General features: G+C 71.5%; 21 protein-coding genes. 6 read left to right on the top strand and 15 right to left on the bottom strand.

All coding sequences use genetic code 11. The features are described from left to right. Positions 1–229 precede the first annotated feature (229 nt). A complete protein-coding gene (locus tag IEY87_RS17955; RefSeq protein ID WP_189139806.1) occupies positions 230–1,408 on the top strand; it encodes a DUF2786 domain-containing protein in 1,179 nt (392 codons plus the stop codon). A gap of 100 nt (positions 1,409–1,508) precedes the next feature. On the opposite strand, the gene IEY87_RS46690 is transcribed toward IEY87_RS17955, so the two are convergent. Both IEY87_RS46690 and IEY87_RS17950 read right to left on the bottom strand, forming a co-directional pair. Continuing rightward, positions 1,509–1,634 (bottom strand): hypothetical protein, encoded by a 126-nt coding sequence (locus tag IEY87_RS46690; protein ID WP_263651552.1) that lies wholly within the window; start codon positions 1,632–1,634, stop codon positions 1,509–1,511. A 28-nt stretch (positions 1,635–1,662) separates the two neighbouring features. Continuing rightward, positions 1,663–1,890, bottom strand: a complete 228-nt coding sequence (locus tag IEY87_RS17950) for a hypothetical protein (RefSeq protein ID WP_189139805.1) — start codon at positions 1,888–1,890, stop codon at positions 1,663–1,665. A 130-nt stretch (positions 1,891–2,020) separates the two neighbouring features. On the opposite strand from IEY87_RS17950, the gene IEY87_RS17945 reads away from it, so the two are divergent. Beyond that, positions 2,021–2,266, top strand: a complete 246-nt coding sequence (locus IEY87_RS17945) for a hypothetical protein (RefSeq protein ID WP_189139804.1) — start codon at positions 2,021–2,023, stop codon at positions 2,264–2,266. Between the two features lie 18 nt (positions 2,267–2,284). On the opposite strand, the gene IEY87_RS17940 is transcribed toward IEY87_RS17945, so the two are convergent. After that, a complete protein-coding gene (locus IEY87_RS17940) occupies positions 2,285–2,704 on the bottom strand; it encodes a DUF5980 family protein (protein ID WP_189139803.1) in 420 nt (139 codons plus the stop codon). Between the two features lie 283 nt (positions 2,705–2,987). Between IEY87_RS17940 and IEY87_RS17935 the strand changes: the two genes are divergently transcribed. Next, positions 2,988–4,943 carry a right-handed parallel beta-helix repeat-containing protein gene (locus IEY87_RS17935; RefSeq protein WP_225277029.1) on the top strand — a complete coding sequence of 652 codons (1,956 nt, stop codon included), beginning with the start codon at positions 2,988–2,990 and terminating at the stop codon, positions 4,941–4,943. An 11-nt stretch (positions 4,944–4,954) separates the two neighbouring features. On the opposite strand, the gene IEY87_RS17930 is transcribed toward IEY87_RS17935, so the two are convergent. From IEY87_RS17930 to IEY87_RS17905, 6 genes are all read right to left on the bottom strand, one after another. Next, the gene (locus IEY87_RS17930) at positions 4,955–5,836 is read right to left on the bottom strand and encodes an SMP-30/gluconolactonase/LRE family protein (protein WP_189139801.1); all 882 of its coding nucleotides are present in this window, start codon (positions 5,834–5,836) and stop codon (positions 4,955–4,957) included. 127 nt (positions 5,837–5,963) lie between these two features. Then, positions 5,964–6,968: an ABC transporter permease gene (locus IEY87_RS17925; RefSeq protein WP_189139800.1), complete on the bottom strand. Its 1,005-nt coding sequence runs from the start codon at positions 6,966–6,968 to the stop codon at positions 5,964–5,966. Next, positions 6,965–7,930: an ABC transporter permease gene (locus IEY87_RS17920; protein ID WP_189139799.1), complete on the bottom strand. Its 966-nt coding sequence runs from the start codon at positions 7,928–7,930 to the stop codon at positions 6,965–6,967. Before IEY87_RS17920 ends, IEY87_RS17925 begins: the two co-directional genes overlap by 4 nt. Then, positions 7,927–9,441 carry a sugar ABC transporter ATP-binding protein gene (locus IEY87_RS17915; protein ID WP_189139798.1) on the bottom strand — a complete coding sequence of 505 codons (1,515 nt, stop codon included), beginning with the start codon at positions 9,439–9,441 and terminating at the stop codon, positions 7,927–7,929. The genes IEY87_RS17920 and IEY87_RS17915 overlap by 4 nt, the downstream gene beginning before the upstream one ends. After that, complete coding sequence (locus IEY87_RS17910) at positions 9,438–10,457, bottom strand: sugar ABC transporter substrate-binding protein (RefSeq protein ID WP_189139797.1); 1,020 nt, start codon at positions 10,455–10,457, stop codon at positions 9,438–9,440. The genes IEY87_RS17915 and IEY87_RS17910 overlap by 4 nt, the downstream gene beginning before the upstream one ends. A 226-nt stretch (positions 10,458–10,683) precedes the next feature. Next, positions 10,684–11,727 carry an LLM class flavin-dependent oxidoreductase gene (locus IEY87_RS17905; RefSeq protein ID WP_189139796.1) on the bottom strand — a complete coding sequence of 348 codons (1,044 nt, stop codon included), beginning with the start codon at positions 11,725–11,727 and terminating at the stop codon, positions 10,684–10,686. 193 nt (positions 11,728–11,920) lie between these two features. Between IEY87_RS17905 and IEY87_RS17900 the strand changes: the two genes are divergently transcribed. Continuing rightward, the gene (locus IEY87_RS17900; protein ID WP_189139795.1) at positions 11,921–12,556 is read left to right on the top strand and encodes a TetR/AcrR family transcriptional regulator; all 636 of its coding nucleotides are present in this window, start codon (positions 11,921–11,923) and stop codon (positions 12,554–12,556) included. A 96-nt stretch (positions 12,557–12,652) separates the two neighbouring features. Continuing rightward, complete coding sequence (locus IEY87_RS17895) at positions 12,653–14,278, top strand: long-chain fatty acid--CoA ligase (RefSeq protein ID WP_189139794.1); 1,626 nt, start codon at positions 12,653–12,655, stop codon at positions 14,276–14,278. A 61-nt stretch (positions 14,279–14,339) separates the two neighbouring features. Here IEY87_RS17895 and IEY87_RS17890 read toward each other — a convergent pair whose 3' ends face one another. Further along, positions 14,340–15,251, bottom strand: a complete 912-nt coding sequence (locus IEY87_RS17890; protein ID WP_189139793.1) for a dioxygenase family protein — start codon at positions 15,249–15,251, stop codon at positions 14,340–14,342. A 139-nt stretch (positions 15,252–15,390) separates the two neighbouring features. Between IEY87_RS17890 and IEY87_RS17885 the strand changes: the two genes are divergently transcribed. Further along, the gene (locus IEY87_RS17885; RefSeq protein ID WP_189139792.1) at positions 15,391–15,912 is read left to right on the top strand and encodes a MarR family winged helix-turn-helix transcriptional regulator; all 522 of its coding nucleotides are present in this window, start codon (positions 15,391–15,393) and stop codon (positions 15,910–15,912) included. A 75-nt stretch (positions 15,913–15,987) separates the two neighbouring features. On the opposite strand, the gene IEY87_RS17880 is transcribed toward IEY87_RS17885, so the two are convergent. From IEY87_RS17880 to IEY87_RS17860, 5 genes are read right to left on the bottom strand one after another with little or no spacing between them, the layout of a single operon-like run. Then, complete coding sequence (locus IEY87_RS17880) at positions 15,988–16,893, bottom strand: polysaccharide deacetylase family protein (protein WP_189139791.1); 906 nt, start codon at positions 16,891–16,893, stop codon at positions 15,988–15,990. Continuing rightward, positions 16,877–17,896, bottom strand: coding sequence for an asparaginase (locus IEY87_RS17875; RefSeq protein WP_189139790.1), 1,020 nt, complete (start codon positions 17,894–17,896; stop codon positions 16,877–16,879). Before IEY87_RS17875 ends, IEY87_RS17880 begins: the two co-directional genes overlap by 17 nt. Then, entirely contained in the window at positions 17,893–19,218 is a 1,326-nt protein-coding gene (locus IEY87_RS17870) for an MmgE/PrpD family protein (RefSeq protein WP_189139789.1), read from the bottom strand. Before IEY87_RS17870 ends, IEY87_RS17875 begins: the two co-directional genes overlap by 4 nt. 8 nt (positions 19,219–19,226) lie before the next feature. Next, positions 19,227–20,555, bottom strand: a complete 1,329-nt coding sequence (locus IEY87_RS17865) for an MFS transporter (protein ID WP_189139788.1) — start codon at positions 20,553–20,555, stop codon at positions 19,227–19,229. Continuing rightward, positions 20,552–22,210 carry a thiamine pyrophosphate-binding protein gene (locus IEY87_RS17860; protein ID WP_189139787.1) on the bottom strand — a complete coding sequence of 553 codons (1,659 nt, stop codon included), beginning with the start codon at positions 22,208–22,210 and terminating at the stop codon, positions 20,552–20,554. The genes IEY87_RS17865 and IEY87_RS17860 overlap by 4 nt, the downstream gene beginning before the upstream one ends. Positions 22,211–22,372 lie beyond the last annotated feature (162 nt).

Raw genomic sequence — 22,372 nt, 5'->3', positions numbered from 1 at the left:
ACGCGACACCTCCCGGCGCCGGCCGGTCGCCACGGCAGGCCGGCCGGCGCCGGAGAAGGCCCCTCCCCGCGCGCCCGTCGATGCCCCCTTTTCAGCAGCGCCACGCGCAGACCTCCGCGTCCGCCGCCGGGACGGTGTCACTGGGCGGCGTGCCGGGGTTCCCCACGCAGCGAAGGAGGCTCCGTCACGGTAAGGTTCTGGCGGACTCTCCTCAAGGTGGACGGCGCGTGTGAGCAAGGCTGATGAGCTGGTCGGCGCGGCGCTGGAGGCGCTTGCCCGCGAGGACGAGGCGGCCTTCGACTCCGCCGCCGCCTTCCTGGCAGACCGGGACGACGCCGAGCGCGTGCTGGTCGAGGTCGTGACCCGGGCGATCTCAGGGTTGTGGCGCAACGGCTGGCAGCCCGCCGACGTGGTCAGGATCGCGGCCAGACGGCTGACCGACTGGCACGGGCGGGCGGCGGCCGATCTCATCGCCTGGGAGATGCGGGCCTACGCGCCGGCCACGGTGGATGAGCGCTGGCGCGACCAGCTCGCCGGCCTGGAGGCCGCGGTGTGGTGGCAGGGTGGCTACCTGGCGGCGCGGCAGGCGCGCGACGGGGCCGGTCGGCTGGTGACCGTCTCCGGTGTGCTGGAGCTGCTGGGTTTGCTGACCGGGCTGCCGCGGCTTGAGTCGTTGAGCCCGCCGCCCGGGGCCGCTCGCCGTACGGTCCAGGCACGCCCGCACGCGGTCAGCGAGAAGACGCTCGTACGGGTGCGGGGGCTGCTCGCCAAGGCCGAGTCGACGTCGTACGAGGCGGAGGCGGAGACGTTCATGTCGGCGGCGCAGAGCTTGATGGCGAAGTACAGCATCGACGCGGCGATGCTGGACGCGCGGCCAGGCGGAGGCGAGGACCCGGCGGGCATCCGGGTCGGCATCGACGCGCCGTACGAGCAGCCCAAGGCCGTGCTGCTCGACCTCATCGCCGAGGCCAACCGGTGCCGGGTGATCTGGTCGAAGGAGCTGGGGTTCGCCACCGTGCTGGGGTTCCGGGCGGACCTGTCCTTCGTGGAGATGCTGTTCACCTCGCTGCTGGTGCAGGCGCAGACCGCGCTGGTGAACTCGGGCACCAAGAAGCACGGCACCGGCCGGTCGAGGAACAAGACGTTCCGCCAGTCGTTCCTGTCGGCGTTCGCCTCCAGGATCGGGGAGCGGCTCGCCGAGGCCACGGCGGCCACGGTCGCGCAGGAGAGCGCCGGCCGGGGCACCGACCTGGTGCCGGTGCTGGCGGCCCGCGAACAGGAGGTGGAGCAGGCGGTCGAGCGCCTGTTCCCGAACCTGGTCTCGCACGCGGTCCGCACGTCCTGGGACCGGGAGGGCTGGGCGGCCGGCCGTACCGCCGCCGACCAGGCCGGCCTCGAGGCGCGATAGCGCGCTGGGAGGTTGGCGGGTTTCCGGTATCGGTCGGCAGATGATTCCCGCGCGGCGGCATGGCCCCGAACCTTCACCCCGGCCAACCGGCGGCAGGGGGTCAGATGGCCAGGCCGTCCTCTCTCAACCGGACCGCGAGCTCCAGCTTCGTGTACGCCGGACGCCCCGCCTTCCGGTACTTCTCCTTGACATGTTCCAGGTAGTTCTTGGCGGTTCCCGGCCGCACCCCGGCGCTGCGGTCGCCGCGGCGAGCGTCATGCCGGAGGCGTAGGCGAGCAGCACCGCGTGCTCCTGGCCTCGATCATCCACCCGGCCAGGTCGCCGCTGGGCGCCGCGGTGACCACGAGCACCCGCCGCCGCCCCAGGACCAGCGCGCACACGTTCTCGACCGGGTCGGAGCCGTCGGCGAGCCGCGCCTCCAGCAGCACACGTCGGCCGGGGACGGCTCGGTCCTGAGCAGCTCGGCGACGGAGACGGCCCATCCGGTCAGCCGTACGTCGGGAACGCCCGCCAGCCAGGCGGTCAGCCGTCGACGAGCATCCGATCAGGCCCGGCGCCTGGCCGTGCACGGGCGCATGGTGCCCTGCGGCTGGTGCCCGACGGTCGGCCCGGGTGCGCGGCGAGATCCGGGACCTGGAGTTCGTGCCGTGGGCGGGCGCCATCGGCCGCCCCGCCCCCGACGCGACCGCGTTCGTCCACCGCGCCCCGCGATTCCTGCTCAAGCAGGCCGTCCAGGTCGGCTTCCGCGCCACCGACGAGCGGCGGCGGGAGGCGCACGCGTGGTTGCGCGTTTGCCCACACTGTCCGTGCCGGCCCGGCCGGCAGGCTGGATGGCGACTTCGAAACGGCGAGAAGTGATGTGGAGAAGCCGGAGTGTCAGGGCCAGATATCCGGGTTCCGCTGTTCGTAGCAGTCCGCCCTCATGTTGAGGCGGATGGGGACGGTCTGCTCCACGGTTCCGTCCGAAGCCCACAGCTCGGCGACGTACACGGCCGGCGGAGCCGGTGCGATCGATACGTGGACGAACCCGACGATGGCGTTGCCGTGATTCTCGCCGGGCCAGATCGCGCCGCCGTTGCTGTATGAGCTGGAAGGCAGGTTCCGAATCCCGAACGTGATCTTTTTCTCCCACTTCCCGAAGACGGGACCGACGAAGTACGTATTGGGATGGCCGCCGGCCGCGCACGTGCGCTGCCCGAGGTCGCGCAGCTCCCACGTGGCCGTGGCCGTGGTCGCCGAGGCCGGTGATACGCCGGACAGCGTCAGCGCCGCGCCGGCGGTGACGCCGAGCAGCACTCTGAGAACACGTTGGATCGAACTCACGGGACCTCCTGAACACAAAGTGCAGCTACTTGACTCTTCTCCTGACTATTGTCACCAAATTGGTTGTGAATTCAAGGGTTGAAGATTTATCAACCGGCTTGGCCCGGCGGCAGGACGCCGGCATCGGCCCTGCGGCCCCCTCAGTTTTGATCTTGAGGACAAGCGGGAGCTCCCGCTACAGTGGCGGCGGCCGACGGTCAAGTTCTGTCAAGGTAAGTCAAACCCGGAGGAAGCACGGATGCGAAGAACCTGGCCAGTGGCATGGGTGGCTCTCGCCACGCTTGTCATGGGTGGCACGACGCCCGCGAGTGGCGACGCGGTCGATCCGGCGGCGGCGGCGCCGGTGGCGGCGGCAGCGGTCTGCGGCAGCTCGTCGCTGAACGGCCCGGCCACACCGCCCGCCGGCGCGGTGGTGGTCCCCGCGGGTGACAACAGCGGCGTGAACTTACGCCAGGCGAACACCACGTACTACTTCCAGACCGGCACGCACACGCTGGGCACCGACACGTACGCCCAGATCATGCCCGGCGACGGCGCGACGTTCATCGGCGCGCCCGGCGCGGTGCTGGACGGGCAGCGGCTGAACCGGTACGCCTTCACCCAGCGGGCGACCGGCGTCACGATCCGGTACCTGACCATCACCGGGTTCGTCGCACCGCACGACGAGGGGGTGGTCAACCACGACTCCGGCGACGGCTGGGTCGTGGAGCACAACACGATCCGCGGCAACGCCGGCGCGGGGCTGATGGCCGGGGCCACGAACACGATCCGGGGCAACTGCGTCAAGGACAACGGGCAGTACGGCCTGAACGCCGCCAAGGCCGGCAACACCATCACCGGCCTGGTGGTGGCGGACAACGAGTTCACCGGCAACAACACCGAGGACTGGGAGCACCAGATCCCTGGGTGCGGATGTACCGGTGGCATGAAGTTCTGGGCGGTGAACGGCGCCGACGTGACCGGCAACTGGGTCCACGGCAACCACGGGCCGGGCGTCTGGGCGGATACGAACAACAACGACTTCCTCATCGAGGACAACCTCATCGAGGGCAACGACTCGCTCGGGATCTTCTACGAGATCAGCTACAACGTCGTGATCCGGAACAACACCATCCGCGGCAACGCCTGGGCCTCCGGCGCCGAGCGGGCGGCGAAGGGCGACCCGTTCCCCGAAGCGGCGATCTACCTGTCCGAGGCGGACGGCGAGCCCCGCGTGCAGGCGCGGACCAGCAAGATCGAGATCACCGGCAACCTGCTCGAGAACAACTGGGGCGGGATCACCGCGTGGGCGAACGCCGACCGGTTCTGCAACAGCCCGGCCTCGACGACCGGTGACTGCACGCTGATCGTCGGGCCGACCAGCACCGCACGGTGCTCGGCGCCCGCCATCGCCGACGAGCCGCTCTACACCGACTGCCGCTGGTGGACGAAGAACGTCGACATCCACCACAACACGTTCGCCTTCGACCCCGGTGCGGTCGATGGCGGCTGCCCGACGCAGTACTGCGGGCACATGGCGCTGCTGTCCAACTGGGGCACCTACCCGGAGTGGTCCCCGTACAAGGGCGCCGTGATCCAGCGGTCTATCGTCCACGAGTCGCACAACTCCTGGCACGACAACACCTACACGGGACCGTGGCAGTTCCGGGTCACCGACATGGGCAGCCGCATCTCACCCGGACAGTGGATCGGCCCCCAGTACGGCCAGGACGCCGGCAGCACGTTCGACGGCGGCACGCCCGCCCCGCCGGCGATCGCCGAGCAGGACTTCGAGTCCGGCTCGACGACCTCGCCCTACGCCCCGTGGTACGGGGCGGACCTGGCGCACCGGACCGGCGGGGCGCACGGTGGCACGGGCTCGCTGCAGATGACCAGCGCCCAGGCGTCCGGCAGCGCGGTGGCGCTCGACAACTTCCCCGGATACAGCGGGGTGGTCGCCGGTACGAGCTACCACGTGTCGCTGTGGTACCGGGAGGCCGTGGCGACCATGCCCGCCGTCATGTGGAACGTGCGATGGCGCGACGAGGCCGGCACGGTGCTGCGTACCGACGCCATCTCCCTGGACCGGAAGACCGCCTGGACCGAGGCGGCCGGCACGTTCACCGCGCCCGCGGGCACGACCCGCGTCGACTGGACCTTCGTCTGGAACTCGACCACCGCCGGGCCCGCGTTCCAGATCGATGACGTGGCGATCCGTCCCCGGGGAGCTTGAGCGAAGAGCCGTCAGCTCCCCGGCACGGTCACCCGCATGGCGAGCATGCGGCCCTCGCGTGCCGCCTTGCGGGCTTCCTCGTGGAAGTCGGGGGCGGCGCACGCGAACAGCGTCGTACCCGTGGCACCGCCGAGGGCGCAGGCGTACACCGGTGAGCCGGGCTTGATCTCGTCGGTGATCGTGCCGCCCTCGATGACCCGCACGAGCCGGTCGCCGATCGCGTCCGCGACCCACAGACCGCCCTGCGCGTCGAGGCAGGCTCCGTCGCCCGCGACCTGCAGCTGGGCGAGCGCCTGGGCGAGTTCGCGGTCGGTGGGCAGCGGCCCGAACTCCGCCCACGTCCGCCGGTTGACCAGCTCGCCGTCCGCGGTGAGGTCGAACGCGGTGACGCGGTTGCCGAACGTCTCCACGACCACGAGCTCGCCGCCGGGGGTGATGACGATGCCGTTGGGGAACCACAGGTCCTCGGCGACCTCCGTGACGTGGCCGTCGGGGTCCACCCGGTGCAGCGAGGTCGGCTCCAGCGGGGCGCCCGCCATCAGGTCGAAGCCGAAGTTGCCCACATAGGCCCGGCCCTGGCCGTCCACGACCATGTCGTTGGCGTGCCCGGTGGCGTGCTCGCCGAGGTCGGCGTGGACCGAGAGCGTGCCGTCCGGCTCCCGGCGCAGGATCTTGCGGTCACGCATGGAGACGATCAGCAGCCGTCCGTCGGGGAGCCAGCCCAGCCCGGAGGGCTGCTCGGGCACGTAAGCCTCCTCGCGCAGGTCGGTGCCGTCCTCGCGGATGGACCGGACCCGATGGGTGTAGAAGTCGGAGAACCAGAGCCGCCCCTCGCGCCAGCGTGGCGCCTCCAGGAAGCAGAAGCCCTCGGCCACGGTGATCGGTTCGGTCATGGTCGTCCTCCTTGCGAAAGTGCCGGTCCGCTCGCGCGGACCGGTGTGGGTGTGTCCGCGGCCGTCGCGCGTGGCCCACGGGCCGACGGCCATGTCGTACGGGAGCCCGCCCTGCTCCTTCTACCGGTCATGGCAGGACGCCTGGCCGGCGTCGTGCCGCGTTCGCGCGGCGGGCTCGCCGCCGCTCCACCGCCTGACGCAGCCCGGGGCTCTCGATGGCGACGATCACCGCGAGCAGCGCCGCGTACAGCAGCTGGGTGGAGAAGTCGGGCAGGGCGGTGACCGCCACGAGCTGCGCGAGCAGCGCCACCGCCAGCGTGCCGGCCAGCAGCCCCAGCGGGGCGCCGCGACCGCCGGCCAGCGACACGCCGCCGAGCAGCGCGGCCACGACGGCGAGGATCAGCGGCTGCAGCCCCGGGTCCGGGTTCGCCGAGGCGTAGCTGTAGCCGAGCAGGGCGCCGCCCAGCGCCGCCAGGGTCCCCGACACCGTGAAGATCCCGACGATCCGCCGGTCCACGCCGACGCCGGCGACCCGGCTGGCCCGGCGGTCGCCGCCGATGGCGCGCAGCTCGCGCCCCAGCTTGGTGCGGCCCAGCACGGTCGCGGCGACGAGGAACACGGCGAGCGTCAGCAGGCTCCGGGGCGAGAAGACGCCGGCGATCGTCCGGTCGACCCACAAGGTCGCGTCGCCGTTGGTGTAGGTCCTGCTCAGCCCGCCCGACATCGCGTACGTCAGCCCCAGCAGGGCGATGTACGTGGCGAGCGTGACGGGCATGGACGGGATGCGCAGCCGGGCGATCAGCCCGCCCTGCACCGCGCCGATGGCGGCGCCGGCGGCCACGGCGGCCAGGACGCCCAGGACCGGGGAGGACGCGCCGGTCTGGACGGCGAGCATGCCGCCGAGCGCGTACGTCCCGGCGACCGACAGGTCGAACTCGCCGGCGATCATGGTGATCCCGAGGGCGAGGGCCAGGAGGCCGAGCTGGGCGAAGCCCTGCAGCGCGTTGTAGACGTCGAACGGCTCAAGGGGCCTGCCGCTCAGCAGCGGCGAGCACCCGAACGCGGCCAGCGCGGCCAGCAGGGAGACCGTCGGCATCAGCTGCTCCGGCCGGGCCGGCCACCGGCGGGTCATCGCCGGCCCCTGGTGGCGCGTACGTGCACGAGGACGACGACCGCGAGCACGAGGACTCCCTTCACGAGGATCTGCACGCCGGTCGAGTAGCCCCGCAGCAGCAGCACGTCGGAGATGACGGAGATGAGCACCGCGCCGCCCAGGGTCCGCACGGCGGAGCCGTGACCGCCGGAGATCGCGGTGCCCCCCACGAGGACCGCCGCGATGGCGTCGAGGGTGAGGGTGCCGCCGAGCGTCACCGTGGCGGAGGTGTGGAACGAGGCGAGGAAGATCCCGGTCAGGGCGACGCACGCGCCGGAGACGGCCCACGCGATCACGGTGACCCGGCCGACGGGCAGGCCGGCGGCGCGCGCCGCGGCCCGGTTCTCCCCCACCAGGTACATCTGCCGACCGGCCGTGGTGCGGCGCAGCGTCCCTTCGACGAGCACCGTGACGGCGAGCAGGACGTACACGGCCAGCGGCAGGCCCAACGGGGTGGCGTTGAGCACGTCGAACCCCCGCGCGGCGGGGTAGACCGTGCTCCCGCCGCTGAACCAGGTGGCCGCGCCGCCGATCGCGAACCCGCCGGCGATGGTGAGCACGATCGGGTCGGCGTTCCAGAAGCCGATGACCGCGCCCTGCGCCGCGCTGAGCGCGATGCCGGCCGCGAGCGCGATCAGCAGTGCGGTCCACAGGCCCAGGTGCTGCGGGCCCAGGAAGAGCATCGCCACGACGGTCGCGATCTGGGAGGTGGCCAGCGACACCCCGGACCCGGCGATCATCACCATGGTGGCGCCGACCGAGGTGATGCCCACGAAGGCGGCCGAGGCGAGGATCGCGCGCGCGTTGTCGAGGGTCAGGAACCGGGGCGTCGTCACGGCCGGGACGAGGAGCAGGACCAGGAGGAGAACGGCGAGGCCGACCGCGACGGCCCTGGGCCGCCACCTCCGGGAGGCACCCTCGGAGTCGTCGGCCGTGTTCATGACGGTCCCGGTCCGTGGGTCATGTCGCGCAGGAGCAGCGCGCCGTCGGTGTCGCCTTCGTACCGGCGCACCGTCCGGCCGTCCCGCATCGTGACGATCACGTCGCCCAGGTCGAGCAGCTCCTCCAACTCGGTGGAGGCGAACATCACGACGAGCCCGGCATCGGCGGCCTGGCGGAGCAGCCGGTGGATCTCCGCGCGCCCGCCCACGTCCACCCCCCGGGTCGGCTCGTCCAGCAGGAGAGCGCGGACGTTCTCATGTTCCAGGCAGCGACCGACGAAGACCTTCTGCTGGTTGCCTCCGCTCAAGGTCACCACCGGCTCGTCGAGCCACCGCTCCGGCAGGCCCGACCGCTCGGCGAGCGATCGGGCGGTGCGGCGCTCGCGACGGGTGCGTACGACCCCGGCGCGCCCCAGCGTGGGCAGGCGGGTCGCGACCAGGTTCCACGCGGTCGGCTTGCCGAGGAACAGGCCCTCGGACTTGCGGTCGCCGGACACGAAGGCGATGCCACCGCGCGCGGCCCCGACCGGGTCGCCGAGCGCGACCGGTCGCCCGCGCAGCTCCGCCGTTCCCGTCGCCCCGGGGTGCAGTCCGGCGAGGGCGCGCAGGACGTCGGAGGCGCCGCTGCCGAGCTGGCCGGCCAGCGCGTGAATGCGGCCCGCCTGGGCGGTGAGGGTGAAGTCGGCGAGCCGTCCGGGCACGCGCAGGTGCTCGATCCGCAACCCGGGTGCGCGGTCCCGGCCCGGCTCGCGGGCGGCGGACGGCGGCCGGCGCGTCTGTCCGAGCATCTTCGTGATCAGCTCGTCCACGGTCAGGTCCTCGGCGGGGTGGGTGGCGACATCGCGGCCGTCGCGCAGCACGGTCACGACGTCGCACAGCTCAAGGACCTCCGTCAGCCGGTGGGAGACGAAGATGACCGAGCAGCCCGTGGCCGCGACCCGGCGGATCGCGGCGAACACGTGCCGGCTCTCGGCGTCGCTGAGGGTCGCGGTGGGTTCGTCGAGGATCACCAGCCGGGCGTTCTGGCCGAGCGCCTTGGCGACCTCGACCAGTTGCCGCTCCCCGATGCCGAGCGCCGACAGCGGCTGGTCCGGGCTGATGCGCTCCAGGCCCATGTCGTCCAGGATCCGCCGGCACCGGGCCACGGCCTTGCGCCGGCGGTTGACGAACGGCACGTCGAGATCCCCGAGCAGCATGTTGTCGAGCACCGTCAAGGCCGGTACGACGCTCAGCTCCTGGTCCACGAGCGCCACGCCCGCGCGCTGAGCGGCCTGGCGGCTGCGCAGCTCGACCGGCTCACCGCCGATCACGATGCGACCGCGGTCGGGGGCGAGCTGCCCGGACAGCATCTTCACCACCGTGCTCTTCCCCGCGCCGTTGTGGCCGCACAGCGCGTGGATCTCACCGGCGCCCACGGTGAAGGAGACCTCCCGAACCGCGGGGACGCCGTTGAAGGCGCGGGCCAGGCCCTCGACGCGGATCGGGGGGCTGTCGGTCGCCGATGGGCTCATGCGTGGCTGCACTGCTCGGCGAACCGGCTCACGTTCGCGGCGGTGACCCGTTCCTCACGGACGGTCTCGCTGCGCGGCGGGTTCTCACCCGCCAGATACCGTACGACGTAGGCGGCGGTCTGCTCGGCGATCGTGCCCGGATCCTCGGTGGCGGTGCCGTACAGCTCGCCCGCCTTGATGGAGTCGATGCCGGCCTTGAAGCAGTTGCCGCCGGTGACGATCAGGCCGTCCTTGCCCCCGATGGCGAAGCCGGCCTGCTTGGCCGCCTGGATGATCGGCAGGGCCATGTAGTCCGCCATGCCGTACGCGGCCTGCACCCCGTCCTTGCCGTGCTTGGCCAGGAGTTGCTGGGCGATGGTGCCGGAGAGCTGGGGATCCCAGTTGGCGTCCTGCTCCTCGACAACCTTGTACTGCGGCGCGGTCGCCAGGACCTTGGCGAAGCCCTTCATCCGGTGCTGGGTCACGAGCATGGATTTGGTGCCGGTGAGGACGATGATGTCGCCGGAGTCGCGGCCCTGGGCCTTGAGGCCCTCGACGATGTTCTGCGCGGCGTACTCGCCGAGCTTCTCGTTGTCCGAGAGCACCGACATCACCTCGTCCGCCACCCCCGGGTCGGGCGGGCCGTCGACGGCGAGCACCGGGATGCCGGCGGCGGTGGCCTTCTTGATCGGCACCGCCATCGCCGTGGTGTCGAGGATCAAGGTCACGATCAGGTCCGGCTTCTGCGCCACGGCCTGGTTGAACTTCTGGACCTGGGTGCCCGGGTCCATCGTCGTCATGTCGCCGACCCGCACGCCGGTGGGGGCCAGCCGCTCGGTGAAGACCTTGTTGAAGTAGGCGCCCCACGGGTTGCTGTTCCCGTAGCCGACCAGGGCGATCGTCTTGCCCGAGAGCGATGTCGCGGAGGCTCCGCCGGACGGAGGCGCGGCGGCCTGGCCGCCGCAGGCCGTCGTCAGCAGGGTGAGCGCGAGGGTGCCGGCGGCGAGAGCGGTGCCTGGGGATCCGGTGCGGAACATGACTATCCGACCCTTCGACGTGGTGGGGGGTGATGGCTCCCGCGGTCGGCCGGGCCGCGGGCGGCGAAGGGGCGCGCACTCAGACCGACCTGTACGAGATCACCGGCGCTCGCGCTGGTCGTCCCGGGGTGGTTCTAGGTGGCTGCGTGGTTGCCGGTTCAGTTACTAAGCGCATAGTTACTGAGCGGGAGGTCAGTGTCAAGGGTGCCCGCCTGGGAACGGCCGGTCACAGGAGCCGGGCGAAGTCGGCCATCTCCCGCTCGGGGTCGAGGACGGGCTGGAGGACCAGCTCGTCGATACCGGCGGCTTCGAGGGCGGCGACGCGCTTGACCAGGTCGTCGCGGGTGCCGACCAGGCCGACCTTGTCGACCAGGGAGGGGACGATCAGGTCGCGGTCCTGGGGATAGATGCGGCCGAGGTAGTTCTCGTACAGCACGAAGTGGCGGTCGTCGGCGGTGGCGGTGGTGCCACGCCGGTCGAGGAGCCGCTGGACCGCCTCGCGCTCCTCGGGTTCGAGCCCTTCCGCGAAGGCGGGGTTGTCGGCGGTGAAGGTGAGCAGCGCCATGGCGACGTGGCCCATCGAGTCGCGGGCGAGGTCGCCGTAGGGGTTCTCGCCTTCGGCGAGGATGTGCATCGAGGTCATCACGTACGAGGCGGTCGGCGTCCGTACGCCGGCCTCGTCCGCGGCGGCGGTGCGCGCCTCGGCGAACGCCTGCCAGGCCGCCGGGTCGAGCAGGCCGAAGGAGATGGTGCCGGCGCCACGGCGGCCGGCGATGCGGGCGGCTTGGAGGCCGAAGGCGGCCACGACGAACTCGATCGGGTCCTCGGTGTTGACGTAGTCGCCGACGTGCAGGAAGCGGACGTCGCGGGTGCGGCCGCCCTCGCCGTACTCGGTGGGGCGGCCCGCGGTGAGGTCCTGGAGCTGCCGGGTGAAACGTTCCAGCGCGGCCATCGTGGTGGGCTTCATGCCCAGGGTCCGCCGGGCGGTGTTGCCGGTGCCGACGCCGCAGACGACGCGGCCGGGCGCGAGGGCGTTGAGGCTGCCGAGGGCGGCGGCGCAGGCGGGGGCCGAACGCAGGGCCGGCGAGGTGACGCCGATCCCAAGCCGGATGCGGCTGGTCGCCTTGGCGCACAGGGCCAGTCCGACGAAGGGGTCCCCGTTGACCATCGGCGTGTCGTAGACCCAGAAGCTGTCGTACCCGAGTTCCTCGGCCTTGGCCGCCAGGTCCTCTACCCCGGGCTTTGCCGTGACCACGATGCCCTTGCGCATGCCCCCATCTCCTTCATGGCGAGCCAGGATTTACTTACTAAGCGCATAGTTAATACGCGCCCGAGGAGGTGTCAAGATGTGCGCGTACATGTAACAGCGGGACGGTAATGTCGGCGCGTCGAGGTGAGCACAGGGGGGATCCGGGATGGTCGCGAAGCGTCGCGGCCCGCGACGGGGTGGCCATCCCCCGCTCGTGCGGCTGGACGAACCGTCCGAGAAGTTCTGGGACGAGGACCTCTCGGACGTGACCAAGGCCCTGCTGGGCTCCGCCGTGCGCTGTTTCGCCGAGAAGGGGTTCCAGGCGACGACGACACGCGACATCACGGGCCAGGTCGGGCTGACCCCCGGCGCCCTGTACGTGCACTTCGCCACCAAGGAAGAGGTGCTGTTCGAGATCGTGCGCAGCGGTCACCGCCGTGCCCTGGAGACGCTGCGGGCGGCGCTGCCCGCCGACGGCGATCCGGAGACCCACCTGCGCCGGGCGGTCGCCGCGTTCGTGGAGTGGCACGCCGAGCACCACACCGTGGCGCGGGTGTGCCAGAACGAGCTGACGCCGCTGTCTCCCGAGCACTATGCGGAGATCCACGACCTGCGCGCGCAGTTCACCATCGTCTTCCGGGACGCGGTGCGCCGCCTCGTCGACGGCGCGACGGCGGATCCGGACGATGTCAGCCGCCTGGCGCGGTCGATCCTGTCGCTGGGCGTGGATCTGGTCCGCTGGTATCGGGTGGACGGCACCGACACTCCGGCCACGCTCGGCGCCTTCTATGCCGACCTGGCCGTCCACATGACCGCCGCCGTCCGCGACCGGCGCCCCACCAGCGCGTAGAGCTCGCCTGCTTGACAAGTGTCGCCGCCAGTACTGACTATGCGCTCAGTAAGCGCTGAGCTTCCTCCGCAGGGCTCCAGAGAGGCTGTCGACGAGATGTACGGCTTGATGCAGGAGCACGCCCTGGCCCTCCCCCTCGTCTTCCACCGGGTGGAGCGGTATTTCGGGCACAAGCGAGTGGTGACGGGTCGCGTCGGCGGCGAGACCACGGCGACGTGGGCCGACGTCTGCGCGCGTACGCGGCGGCTGGCGGCCGTGCTGGACCGGCTCGGCGTCCCCGGCGGCGCCCGGGTCGGCACGTTCGGCTGGAACAGCCAGCGGCACGTCGAGTTGTATCTCGCGGTGCCGTGCACCGGCCGGGTGCTGCACACGGTCAACCATCGGCTCTTCCACGAGCAGATCCGCTACATCGTCGACGACGCCGCCGATGACGTGCTCTTCGTCGACCGGTCACTGCTGCCCGCGGTGTGGCCGCCGGTCGCTTCCCTCAAGAGCCCGCGGCACGTGGTGGTCATGGACGACGGCGCCGACGTGCCGCTGCCCGACGATCCCCGGATCCTGGACTACGAGACGCTGCTCGCCGAGGTCACGCCCTTCGACGGGGAGTTCGCGATCGCGGACGAGAACGCCGCGGCGGCGCTCTGCTACACCTCCGGCACCACCGGCGATCCGAAGGGGGTCCTCTACAGCCACCGGTCGATGGTCCTGCACACCCTGCTGCTGCTCATGGTCGACACGTTCGGGATCCGCGAGCGTGACGTGGTGATGCCGATCGTGCCGATGTTCCACGTCAACGCCTGGGGGCTGCCGTACGCCGCGATGATGTGCGGCGCGGATCTCGTCCTGCCCGGACCGGCCATGCGGCCCGCGGAGCTGATCTCACAGCTGGAGCGGCATCGCGTCACCTTCACCGCCGCGGTGCCCACGGTGTGGCGCAGCCTGGAGCCGCTGCTGGCCGGCCACGACCTGTCCGGCCTGCGGACGATCATCTGCGGGGGCGGCCCGGTCGACGACGCCCTGTCGCGCTCCTACCAGCAGGCCATCGGGATCCCCCTCACCAACGCCTGGGGGATGACGGAGACCAGCCCGGTGGTGACGGTGGCGCGGCCGGCGACCGTGCACGACGGCCTGGACCCGGACGCGCGGCGCGCGGTCATCGGCTCGCCCGGCCCCGCGGCTCCGCTCATCGAGCTCCGGCTGATCGGCGAGGACGGCTCGGAGGTCCCTTGGGACGGCACCACGCCGGGCGAGTTGCAGGCGGCCGGCCCCACCATCGCCGCCCGCTATGTGGGCGAGGAGCGGCCGGGCCCGGCGTTCACCGACGACGGCTGGCTCAGAACCGGGGACGTCGCCACCATCGACGGCCATGGTTACGTGCGCATCGTCGACCGGACCAAGGACCTGGTGAAGTCCGGCGGTGAATGGATCTCCTCGGTCGAGCTGGAGGGCGCCATCATGGCCGATCCCCGGGTCGCCGAGGCCGCGGTGATCGGCGTGGAGCACCCCCGCTGGGGCGAACGCCCTGTCGCGTACGTGGTCCCCAAGCCCGGCGCCGACCTCACCCCCGACGACGTGCGCGAGCACCTGATCGCGCACGTCGCCCGCTGGTGGATCCCCGAGCAGGTGCTCTTCATCCCCGAGATCCCGAAGACGGCGACCGGGAAGTTCGCCAAACGACAGCTCCGCCTCCAGCACCGGCACGACGGCCCCCCTGCGGAGTGAGGGAAGGCGGCGGTGCGGGTGACCTCCTCGTCGTGCCGGACCTGGTCCTGCCGGTTCGGGCTCAAGCGGCCTGGAAGGAACGCCGCGAGAGGCCGACGCCATAGCCGTCGAGCGTGGTCAGCACCGGCGCGGTGGGGTCGGTGGCCGCGCCGAGCGTCACGAACAGCGGGGTGAAGTGCTCCACCGTCGGGTGCGCGTAGGGCATCCCCGGGGCGGCGGTGCGGAAGCGGGCGAGCTCGGCGACGTCGCCACGGGCCAGCGCGTCGGCGGCCCAGGCGTCGAAGTCGGCCGACCAGCCGGGCACCTTGTTGTCCACGAACATCTCCCTGGTCAGGTAGGGCAGGCCGTGGGTCATGTGCCCTGACCCGACCACCAGCACGCCCTGCTCCCGCAGCGGCCGCAGCCGCTCGCCGATGGCCAGCAGCCGGTCGGGGTCCTCGGTGGGCAGGCTCAGCTGCAGCACCGGGATGTCGGCCGCCGGGTACATGATCTTCAGAGGCACCCAGGCGCCGTGGTCGAGGCCGCGGTCGGCGTGCCGGTGCACCTGCTCGGCGCCCGGCATGGAGCCCACCACCTGCCGCGCCAGCGCGCCGGCGTCCGGGGTGTCGTAGCGGAAGGTGTAGTAGAGCGGGTCGAAGCCGCCGAAGTCGTACACCAGCTCGTCGGGCCGGTCGGCGCTCACCGACAGCGGCGCGGACTCCCAGTGCGCGGAGACGACCAGGATCGCCTTCGGCTTGGGCAGGGCGCGGGCCCAGTCGTGCAGCGGGGTGAGCCATTCGGGGCTGCCGAAGGGCAGGGGGCCGCCGCCGTGGGACAGATAGAGGCTGGGCAGCGGCCCGTCCTGCGGCGTCCACGACCGGTGCGGGTCAGCGGCCTCGAGAGCGGCGGTCCGCCGCAGGTGCGCGGCGAACGGGTGCGCGGCCGGGACGCGGGCGTCGGCGGCGGCGGTCGGAGAGGCGTCAGGCGAGGTCATGCTGGCTCCTTGATGCCGGTGATGCTGCGGTGTGCCAGGACGGCGGGGCTGCTTCCGTGGGGGAAGATTGGTTGTCGCGACAAGCGCTGCTCTGTACAGCAAACTTGTCGCGACAACCATTCCCGACAAGGACGTGACCGTGGATACTCCCTGGCTCGACCGGCCGCAGCTACGCGCCTGGATCCGGCTCCGCGCGGTGCTCGCGCTTCTCCCCGGCGTGCTCGACGCCCAGCTGCGCCGCGACGCCGGCCTGACGGAGTTCGAGTATCAGGTGCTGGCGACGCTCTCCGAGACGCCCGGCCGGACGTTGCGCATGACCGAGCTGTCCCGGCTGAGCAACGCCACGCTGCCCCGGCTCTCCCACGTGGTGACCCGCCTGCAGGGGCGGGGCCTGGTGGAGCGCTGCTCCTGCCCGGAGAACCGCCGCACGACCAACGTCCTGCTCACTGACGACGGCTGGGAGAAGGTACGGCAGGCGGCGCCGGGCCACGTGGCGACCGTCCACCACCACGTCATCGACGCGCTCACCGGCGAGCAGCTCGAGCAGCTCACCGCCATCGGCGACGCCCTCCTGACCAGGCTGGACCCGTCAGGGACGATGGCCGCCACCTACACCCGCTACGACGGAGCTCCCGAGCCGCAGGCGCCGGCCGACGGATGACCGCGGCAAGCCGCTTGCACGAGGTCTGGCTCGATGAGCGCACCAGGGACGCGGCGAGCCTTCCGGTCACGCCGCTCAGGCTGCGCCCTCGGCAGGGGGGAAACGTTCTTGCCAGAAGTCGGCGATGGCGTCCCGTCCCGTGATCCAGATGTCGTCGCGCGCGCTGATCCGGTCGAGCACGCGTAGCAGGCCCGCCAGCCGGGCCGGTCTCCCGATGATCCTGGGGTGGAGCCCGATCGACATCATCCGTGGGTGCCGCGCGCTCTCGGCGAGCAGGACCTCGAAGCAGTCGATGGCATAGCGGGCGAAGTCGTCCGCGGTGAAGAACTGTCCCTTGTAGAACTTGGTGTCGTTGACGTCCAGCGAGTACGGGACGATGAGGAACGGCCGCCCGTCGACCTGGTCCCAGTACGGCAGGTCGTCGCTGACCGAGCCGGCGTCGTAGGCCAGGCCGGCCTGTGCCAGCAACGAACGGGTGTGCACGGTGTTCGGCGGCCGGGTGAACCAGCCCTTGACGGGTCGGCCGGTGAGACCCTCCAGCGCGGTGACGCAGTGCTCGATGTTGCGGCGTTCCTCATCGACGGTCATGCCGGTGTGCGGGATCCACCGGTAGCCGTGCCCGACCACGTCGCACCCTCGCTTGATGATCGCCTCCGTCACGGGCGCGTTCCGCTCCAACGCGAGGGCCGAGGCGAACACGGTGGGGATGACGCCGTGATCGTCCAGCGCCTGGAGCGTCCGCCAGATGCCGACGCGGCTGCCGTACTCGAAGGTCGACTCGGCGAAGAGCTCACGCTCCCCCTCGGGGACGTCGTATTTCGCCTCGACCAGGGTCTCGCGGGTGGTGTCGCCGTCGAGGAGGTTGCGCTCCGCGCCCTCCTCGTAGTTGATCACGAAGTTGACGGCGAGCCGGGCACCGTTCGGCCAGCTGAACTCCGGCGGATTCTGACCGTATCCGACGAAGTCACGTGATGCGGTCACGGTCAGCTCCTTCATCGCCATAGGGCGTGGTGGGTGAGGTGCGAGGAGGGAAGAGGTCCCCGGCGGACAGTCCTGCGGACAGGCCGAAGAGCAGTCTGAGCCGTGCCTTGGCCGGCGACAGGGTCCGTGCCGCGAGCACTCCTTCGCCAAGCAGGTGCGTCTCCGATCCGGGTCCGCCGTACGTGCGCCGAAGGATCGGGCCGTCGGCGCAGCGGCTGGTCAGGACGGTGGGCCGGCCCGACCGCACCGAACGCACGACCGCTTCGGCCAGCGCCGGGGAGAGATGCCCGGCGCCGGTGCCCGCGACGACGAGCCCGGCCACGTCGCCGGCGATCGCGTCGACCAGCCTCCCGTCGGAACCGGCCACCGCCATGACGAGCTCCACCTTCACGTCCGGCGGAGCCGTGGCCGTCAGCCGGTCGGGCTCCGGTGGAGGGCCGAGCAGGAGCTCGACCTCGTTCTCGATCACGAATCCGACAGGTCCGGCGGACGGGGAGGAGAACGCCGCGACCCGGGTGCTGTGCTGTTTGGTCACCAGCCGGGCCACGTGGATCTCGTCCTGGAACACCACCACCGGGCCGTACCGGGCCAGGGGCCTGTGGAGCGCCGCGACGACGGCGGCGACGAGGTTGGCCGGCCCGTCGGCGCCGGGGAGATGCGGGGCACGCATGGCCCCGGTGAGCACGATGGGAACGGCGGTGTCCACGAGCAGGGCCAGTGCGTAGGCCGTCTCCTCCAGGGTGTCCGTGCCGTGCGTGATCACGACCCCGTCGGCGCCGGCGGAGATCTCGCGGCGTACGGCCTCGGCGAGCGTCCACATGTCCGCCGGCGTGACGGCCCGGCTGGAGATGGTGCGCACGTCGCTCGTCCGGATGTCGACCGGCAGGTCCTCGATCAGGCCGGCGAGATCGGCGGCTCCGTGGTGCGGGGTGGCCCTGCCCGCGGTGGGTGCGGTGGCGATGGTGCCGCCCATGGCCAGCAGGCTCACCACTGCCCTGGTCATCGCTCTCCGTCGAACAGGTCGGCGCAGTCGGGGACCGCGAGCAGCCCGTCGAGCCGTTCCCACCACGCCGTCGCCGTCCGCCGGTCGCCGACGAGCGTGGCGAACTTCTCCCGGTGCTCGGCCTCGGTGAGCGGGCGCGTGTGGTGGCCACGCGGATTCTGTACGGTCGCGGCCGTGGAGCCGTCATCGGTCACCACGGTCACCCGCGCCGGGGCGGACTCCGGCCACTCGGCCTCGAACTCGGGCCGTACGCTCACCCGCACCTTCTCGGCCACGGCAGCGACCTCGGGGCGGAAGCGGAACGCCTCCACGTCGCTGCGGCCGAGGACGAGCGCCGTCGCCACCGCGTAGGGCAGCGAGAACCGGCCGGACAGGTCGTTCGCGGCCGGCTGCCGGTCGATCTTCAGGTTGACGGCCACCGTGTCGACCAGCACCTGACGGATCTCTTCCGGGCGAACGGGCGTGATGGCCAGTGCCGCCTCCACGGCGCTGTGCGACAGGGCGCAGGCGCTGTGGACCTTGAAGTAGTTGCGAGAGATGCCGAGGTCGTCATAGCGCAACGGCTCGGTGAGCACCGACCCGTTCACGATCTCGCCCGCTATCTGACCGAACGCCACCTCCAGCGCGGCGGCTGAGCCGGTGAACTCGGCGCGGGCCAGGGCGGAGGCTCGTACACCGCTCTGCGCGGCGTATCCGGTGTAGGCGTTGCGCGCCGTCGCGCCGTCATAGCAGGCCTGCCACACGGACAACAGCGGGCTGGTCGCCGCGATCGTGGCCGCTGTCACCGGATCGGTCCCGTCGAGAAGTGCCACGGCGACCGCGGCGCCGACCGCGCCGACGTGTCCATGTGGGTGGACGCCCTGCCGCAGGCGGAACGCGCGGAAGAGCCGGCTGCTGACCTCATACCCCGCCAGGACCGCTCGCACGAGGTCGGCGCCCGGCGCGTGCACCCGTTCGGCGACAGCGAGTGCCGCCGGGATCACGTGCATTCCGGGATGGCCCGTGGGCCGCATGCCCTCATCGAGCTCGAGGCTGGTGCCCGCGGTCGCGTTGAGGAACGCGGCGTACGCCGGATGGGCCTTCAGGCGCGGTGTCGTGAGCACCGTCGCCGTGTGCCCCGCGCCGGCCCGATCCGCCGGGGTCACCAGCGCGTCGTGCTCGTCGAGGGCCACCAGCGCGGCGATCTCCGCCGTCCTGGCCCCGGCGGCGGCGACCGCGACGGTGTCGGCGATGACGAGCCGGGCGCGGCGCAACGTCTGCTCGGGGACATGGGCGAGGTCCAGCTCACTTGCCACCCGGACGGCGGTATCGATGCTGAGCACGGTACTCCTCACCGCTCGAAGTTCAGGTGCCGGGTCTCACCGAGAGCCCACACCGCGGCGGCACTGATGAGCGTGACCAGCACCACGTAGGCGCCGACGGCGTACATGCCGACCGCGCTGAACAGCGCGATGGCGATGAACGGCGCCACCGCCGCGCCCAGCAGCGATCCGCCCTGGTTGGCGGCGGTGATGCCCGAGTAGCGGGTGGCGGTGGGGAACAGCTCCGCGAAGTAGACACCGATCGGGGCGTAGGCACAGCCCACGGGAAAGGCCAGGAGCGCGAGGCCGACGGCGAACAGGACGGGTGAGCCGGTCTCGATGAGCGCGATCGAGGGGAAGACGACGACCAGGATCCCGCCGAATCCCAGCAGCAGCGCCGTACGACGGCCTCGCGTGTCGGCCACCCCGGCGGACAGTCTCAGACCGATGCTGTACGCCCCCGCCGAGAGCAGCACCGCGGTGAGCGCCGCCGCCTGGCTGATCTTCAACGGCCCGGTGGCATGGGAGAGGAAGAAGACGAAGGCGACGTAGAAGGTCGCGCTCACGGTCACGTACGCGAGGGTCGCGAGGACGACGGAGCGCCATGACTCGCGCAGCACGGTCGCGATCGGAAGACGCGCGCCGGCTGTGTCGCCGGACTTCTTGCCGGCCTTGAATATCGGCGACTCGTCGAGGCGCAGCCGCATCACCAGCCCGACGACGATCAGCACGGCGCTGGACAGGAAGGGCAACCGCCAGACCCACTCCACGTAGATTTCCTTGGGGACCAGCAGGGTCACGGTCAGCAGGACGGCGGTCGACAGCGCGAGACCGGCGGTGACGCCCTGCTGCGCCCAGCTCGACAGCCGGGCTCGCCTGCCGGGCGGCGCGAACTCGCTGGCCATCAGGACGGCGCCGCCCCATTCGCCGCCCACCGCGGCGCCCTGGACGAAGCGGAGCAGGACGAGCAGGGCCGGAGCCAGCGCGCCCGCGGTGGCATAGGTCGGCAGCACACCCACGAGCATCGTGCTGATGCCCATCAGCATCAGGGACGCGATCAGCGTCGTCTTCCGGCCGACCCGGTCGCCGTAGTGGGCGAAGATCAGGCCACCGATCGGCCTGGCGATGAAGGCCACCGCGATGGTCGCGAACGAGGCGAGTGTCGCCGCGACCGGGGACATCGCGGGAAAGAACTGCGTGCCGAACACGAGCGTCGCGGTGCTCGCGTAGATGTAGAAGTCGTACCACTCGATCGTGGTCCCGATGAACGCCGCCTTGGCGACCCGGGAAGCCTCCTCCGGAGTCGGAGCCGGGGTCGCGGCGTCAGGGCCGCCGTCACTCGCATCTATCCGCGTCAACGTCTTTCTCCTTCAACATCCTGCGAGGAACCTCGCAGCCGAGCGGCTATGTCGGCGAACGCCCGATTCTGGGCGTCCGGGTCAATGTGCACGTCGAACAGCACCGGCCCTGTCTCCTCGGCCAGCACCCGCGGCAGGATGGCGAGATCCGCGGTGTGTCCGATGGAGTGGGCGGGTATTCCGAAACCCCGGGCGATGCCGGCGATGTCCGGCCACGCATGCTCAGACTCCGTGACGGGGAGCCCCTTGGCCCTGAGGCTGTGACGCTCCTGGCCGTAACCCCCGTCATTCATCACCACCACGGTCAGCGGGAGCCCGTAGCGCCGCACGGTGGCGAGTTCGTTGAGACTCATCATCAGGCATCCGTCGCCGAGCACCACCGTGACCCGCTCGCCCTGTCTGGCGAAGGCCGCGCCGATGCTCACGCCCAGGGCCTGGCCGATCGCGCCGAAGTCGTGCGTGAAGGCGTATCGGCGGGGATCCCAGCTGCGCAACGTCTGCTGCGCGTATGAGCCGAAGTGACCGGCATCGACGACCAGCAGACGATCCTCGGGCAGCGCCGCGTCGAGAGCGTCGACGACGTCCTGCGGGGGGACCGGTGAGGTGTCGGCCGCGGAGCCGGCCCGGTGGTTCTCCTCGGCGGGAGGAGTCCAGCCGGTGCGCGCACCGGCGGCGGTCAACCGGTCGCGCAGGACGGCCACGGTCTTGACAGCGTCGCCGACGACGGCGACGGCCGCCCGCGAGTGCCTGTCCATCGCTTCGGCATCGTGATCGACGTGTACGATCACGCCGCCGTCCAGGCCGCCGTCGGTCGTCCACGGGTTAGCGGTGGCGCCCAGCACGAGAACGCAGTCGGCGTCCGCCAGCGCGCGGGAGGCGGGGCCCGCGCCGAGCCCGCCGGCCACGCCGAGGCTGCGGGGATGGGTGGCAAGCAGCCCTTTGGCTTTGAGTGAGGTGGTGATCGGGGCTCCCAGCAGGTCGGCGAGCTCACCGACCGCCGCGGCGTCGTCTCCGGGCGGCACGCCACGGCCGACGAGGATCACCGGCCTCCGCGCGGCGGTGAGCGCTGCCACCGCGGCGTCGACGGCCGCGGGATCCGGTGCCGGTCCAGCCGGTGGTCCGGCCGCCGGCCGGTAGGGCGTCGTGTCAGGCGGCAGTGGGGCGAGCAGCACGTCGGTGGGGGCGTTCAGCACCGCCGGACCCTTCCCGAACCGGACGTGCCGGAACACCGCACCGGTGTCGGCGTGCACCGTGTCGGGCCGGTGGAGCGGCCGGAACATCGCGCCCGTCGACCGGATGAACGACTGCTGGTCGAACCGCTGCGGATGGTTCAGGTCTCCGGTCGGGGTGTCGGGGGCGATGAGCACGACGGCGGAGTGGGCGGCCACCGCGGTCAGCAGCGACGTGGCCGTGTTGCTCAGACCGGGACCGTGGGTCACGCTCGCGACTCCGGGCTTCCCGGAGAAGCGGGCGTAGCCGTCGGCCATCGCGACCGCGCCCTGCTCATGGCAGGCGTGCACCAGCTTGATCCGCCCCGTCATCGAGATCTGGGTGAGCAGGTCCAGGTTTCCGTCGCCCATCAGCGCGAAGATCACCTCGGTGCCCTCAGCGACCAGCGCTGCTGTGACGGCGTCCACAACCGTTCTCTCTTGCATGGAATGCGACTGTACTCGACCGTATTCCGACATACAAGGACGAGTTTTCCCGGCATCCATCGGCGATCTACGTGCGAGAACAGCGCAATTCACAGCCCGCTCTCCGCCGCACGCGAGCCCGACGTCGGACGCATAAGAGACGCTTTGAGTACCGAGGTATTC

Source organism: Nonomuraea glycinis, assembly GCF_014646515.1.
Taxonomy (GTDB): domain Bacteria; phylum Actinomycetota; class Actinomycetes; order Streptosporangiales; family Streptosporangiaceae; genus Nonomuraea; species Nonomuraea glycinis.
Note: the sequence above shows the minus strand (reverse complement) of the source record. Positions and strands in the feature narration are given on the sequence as shown.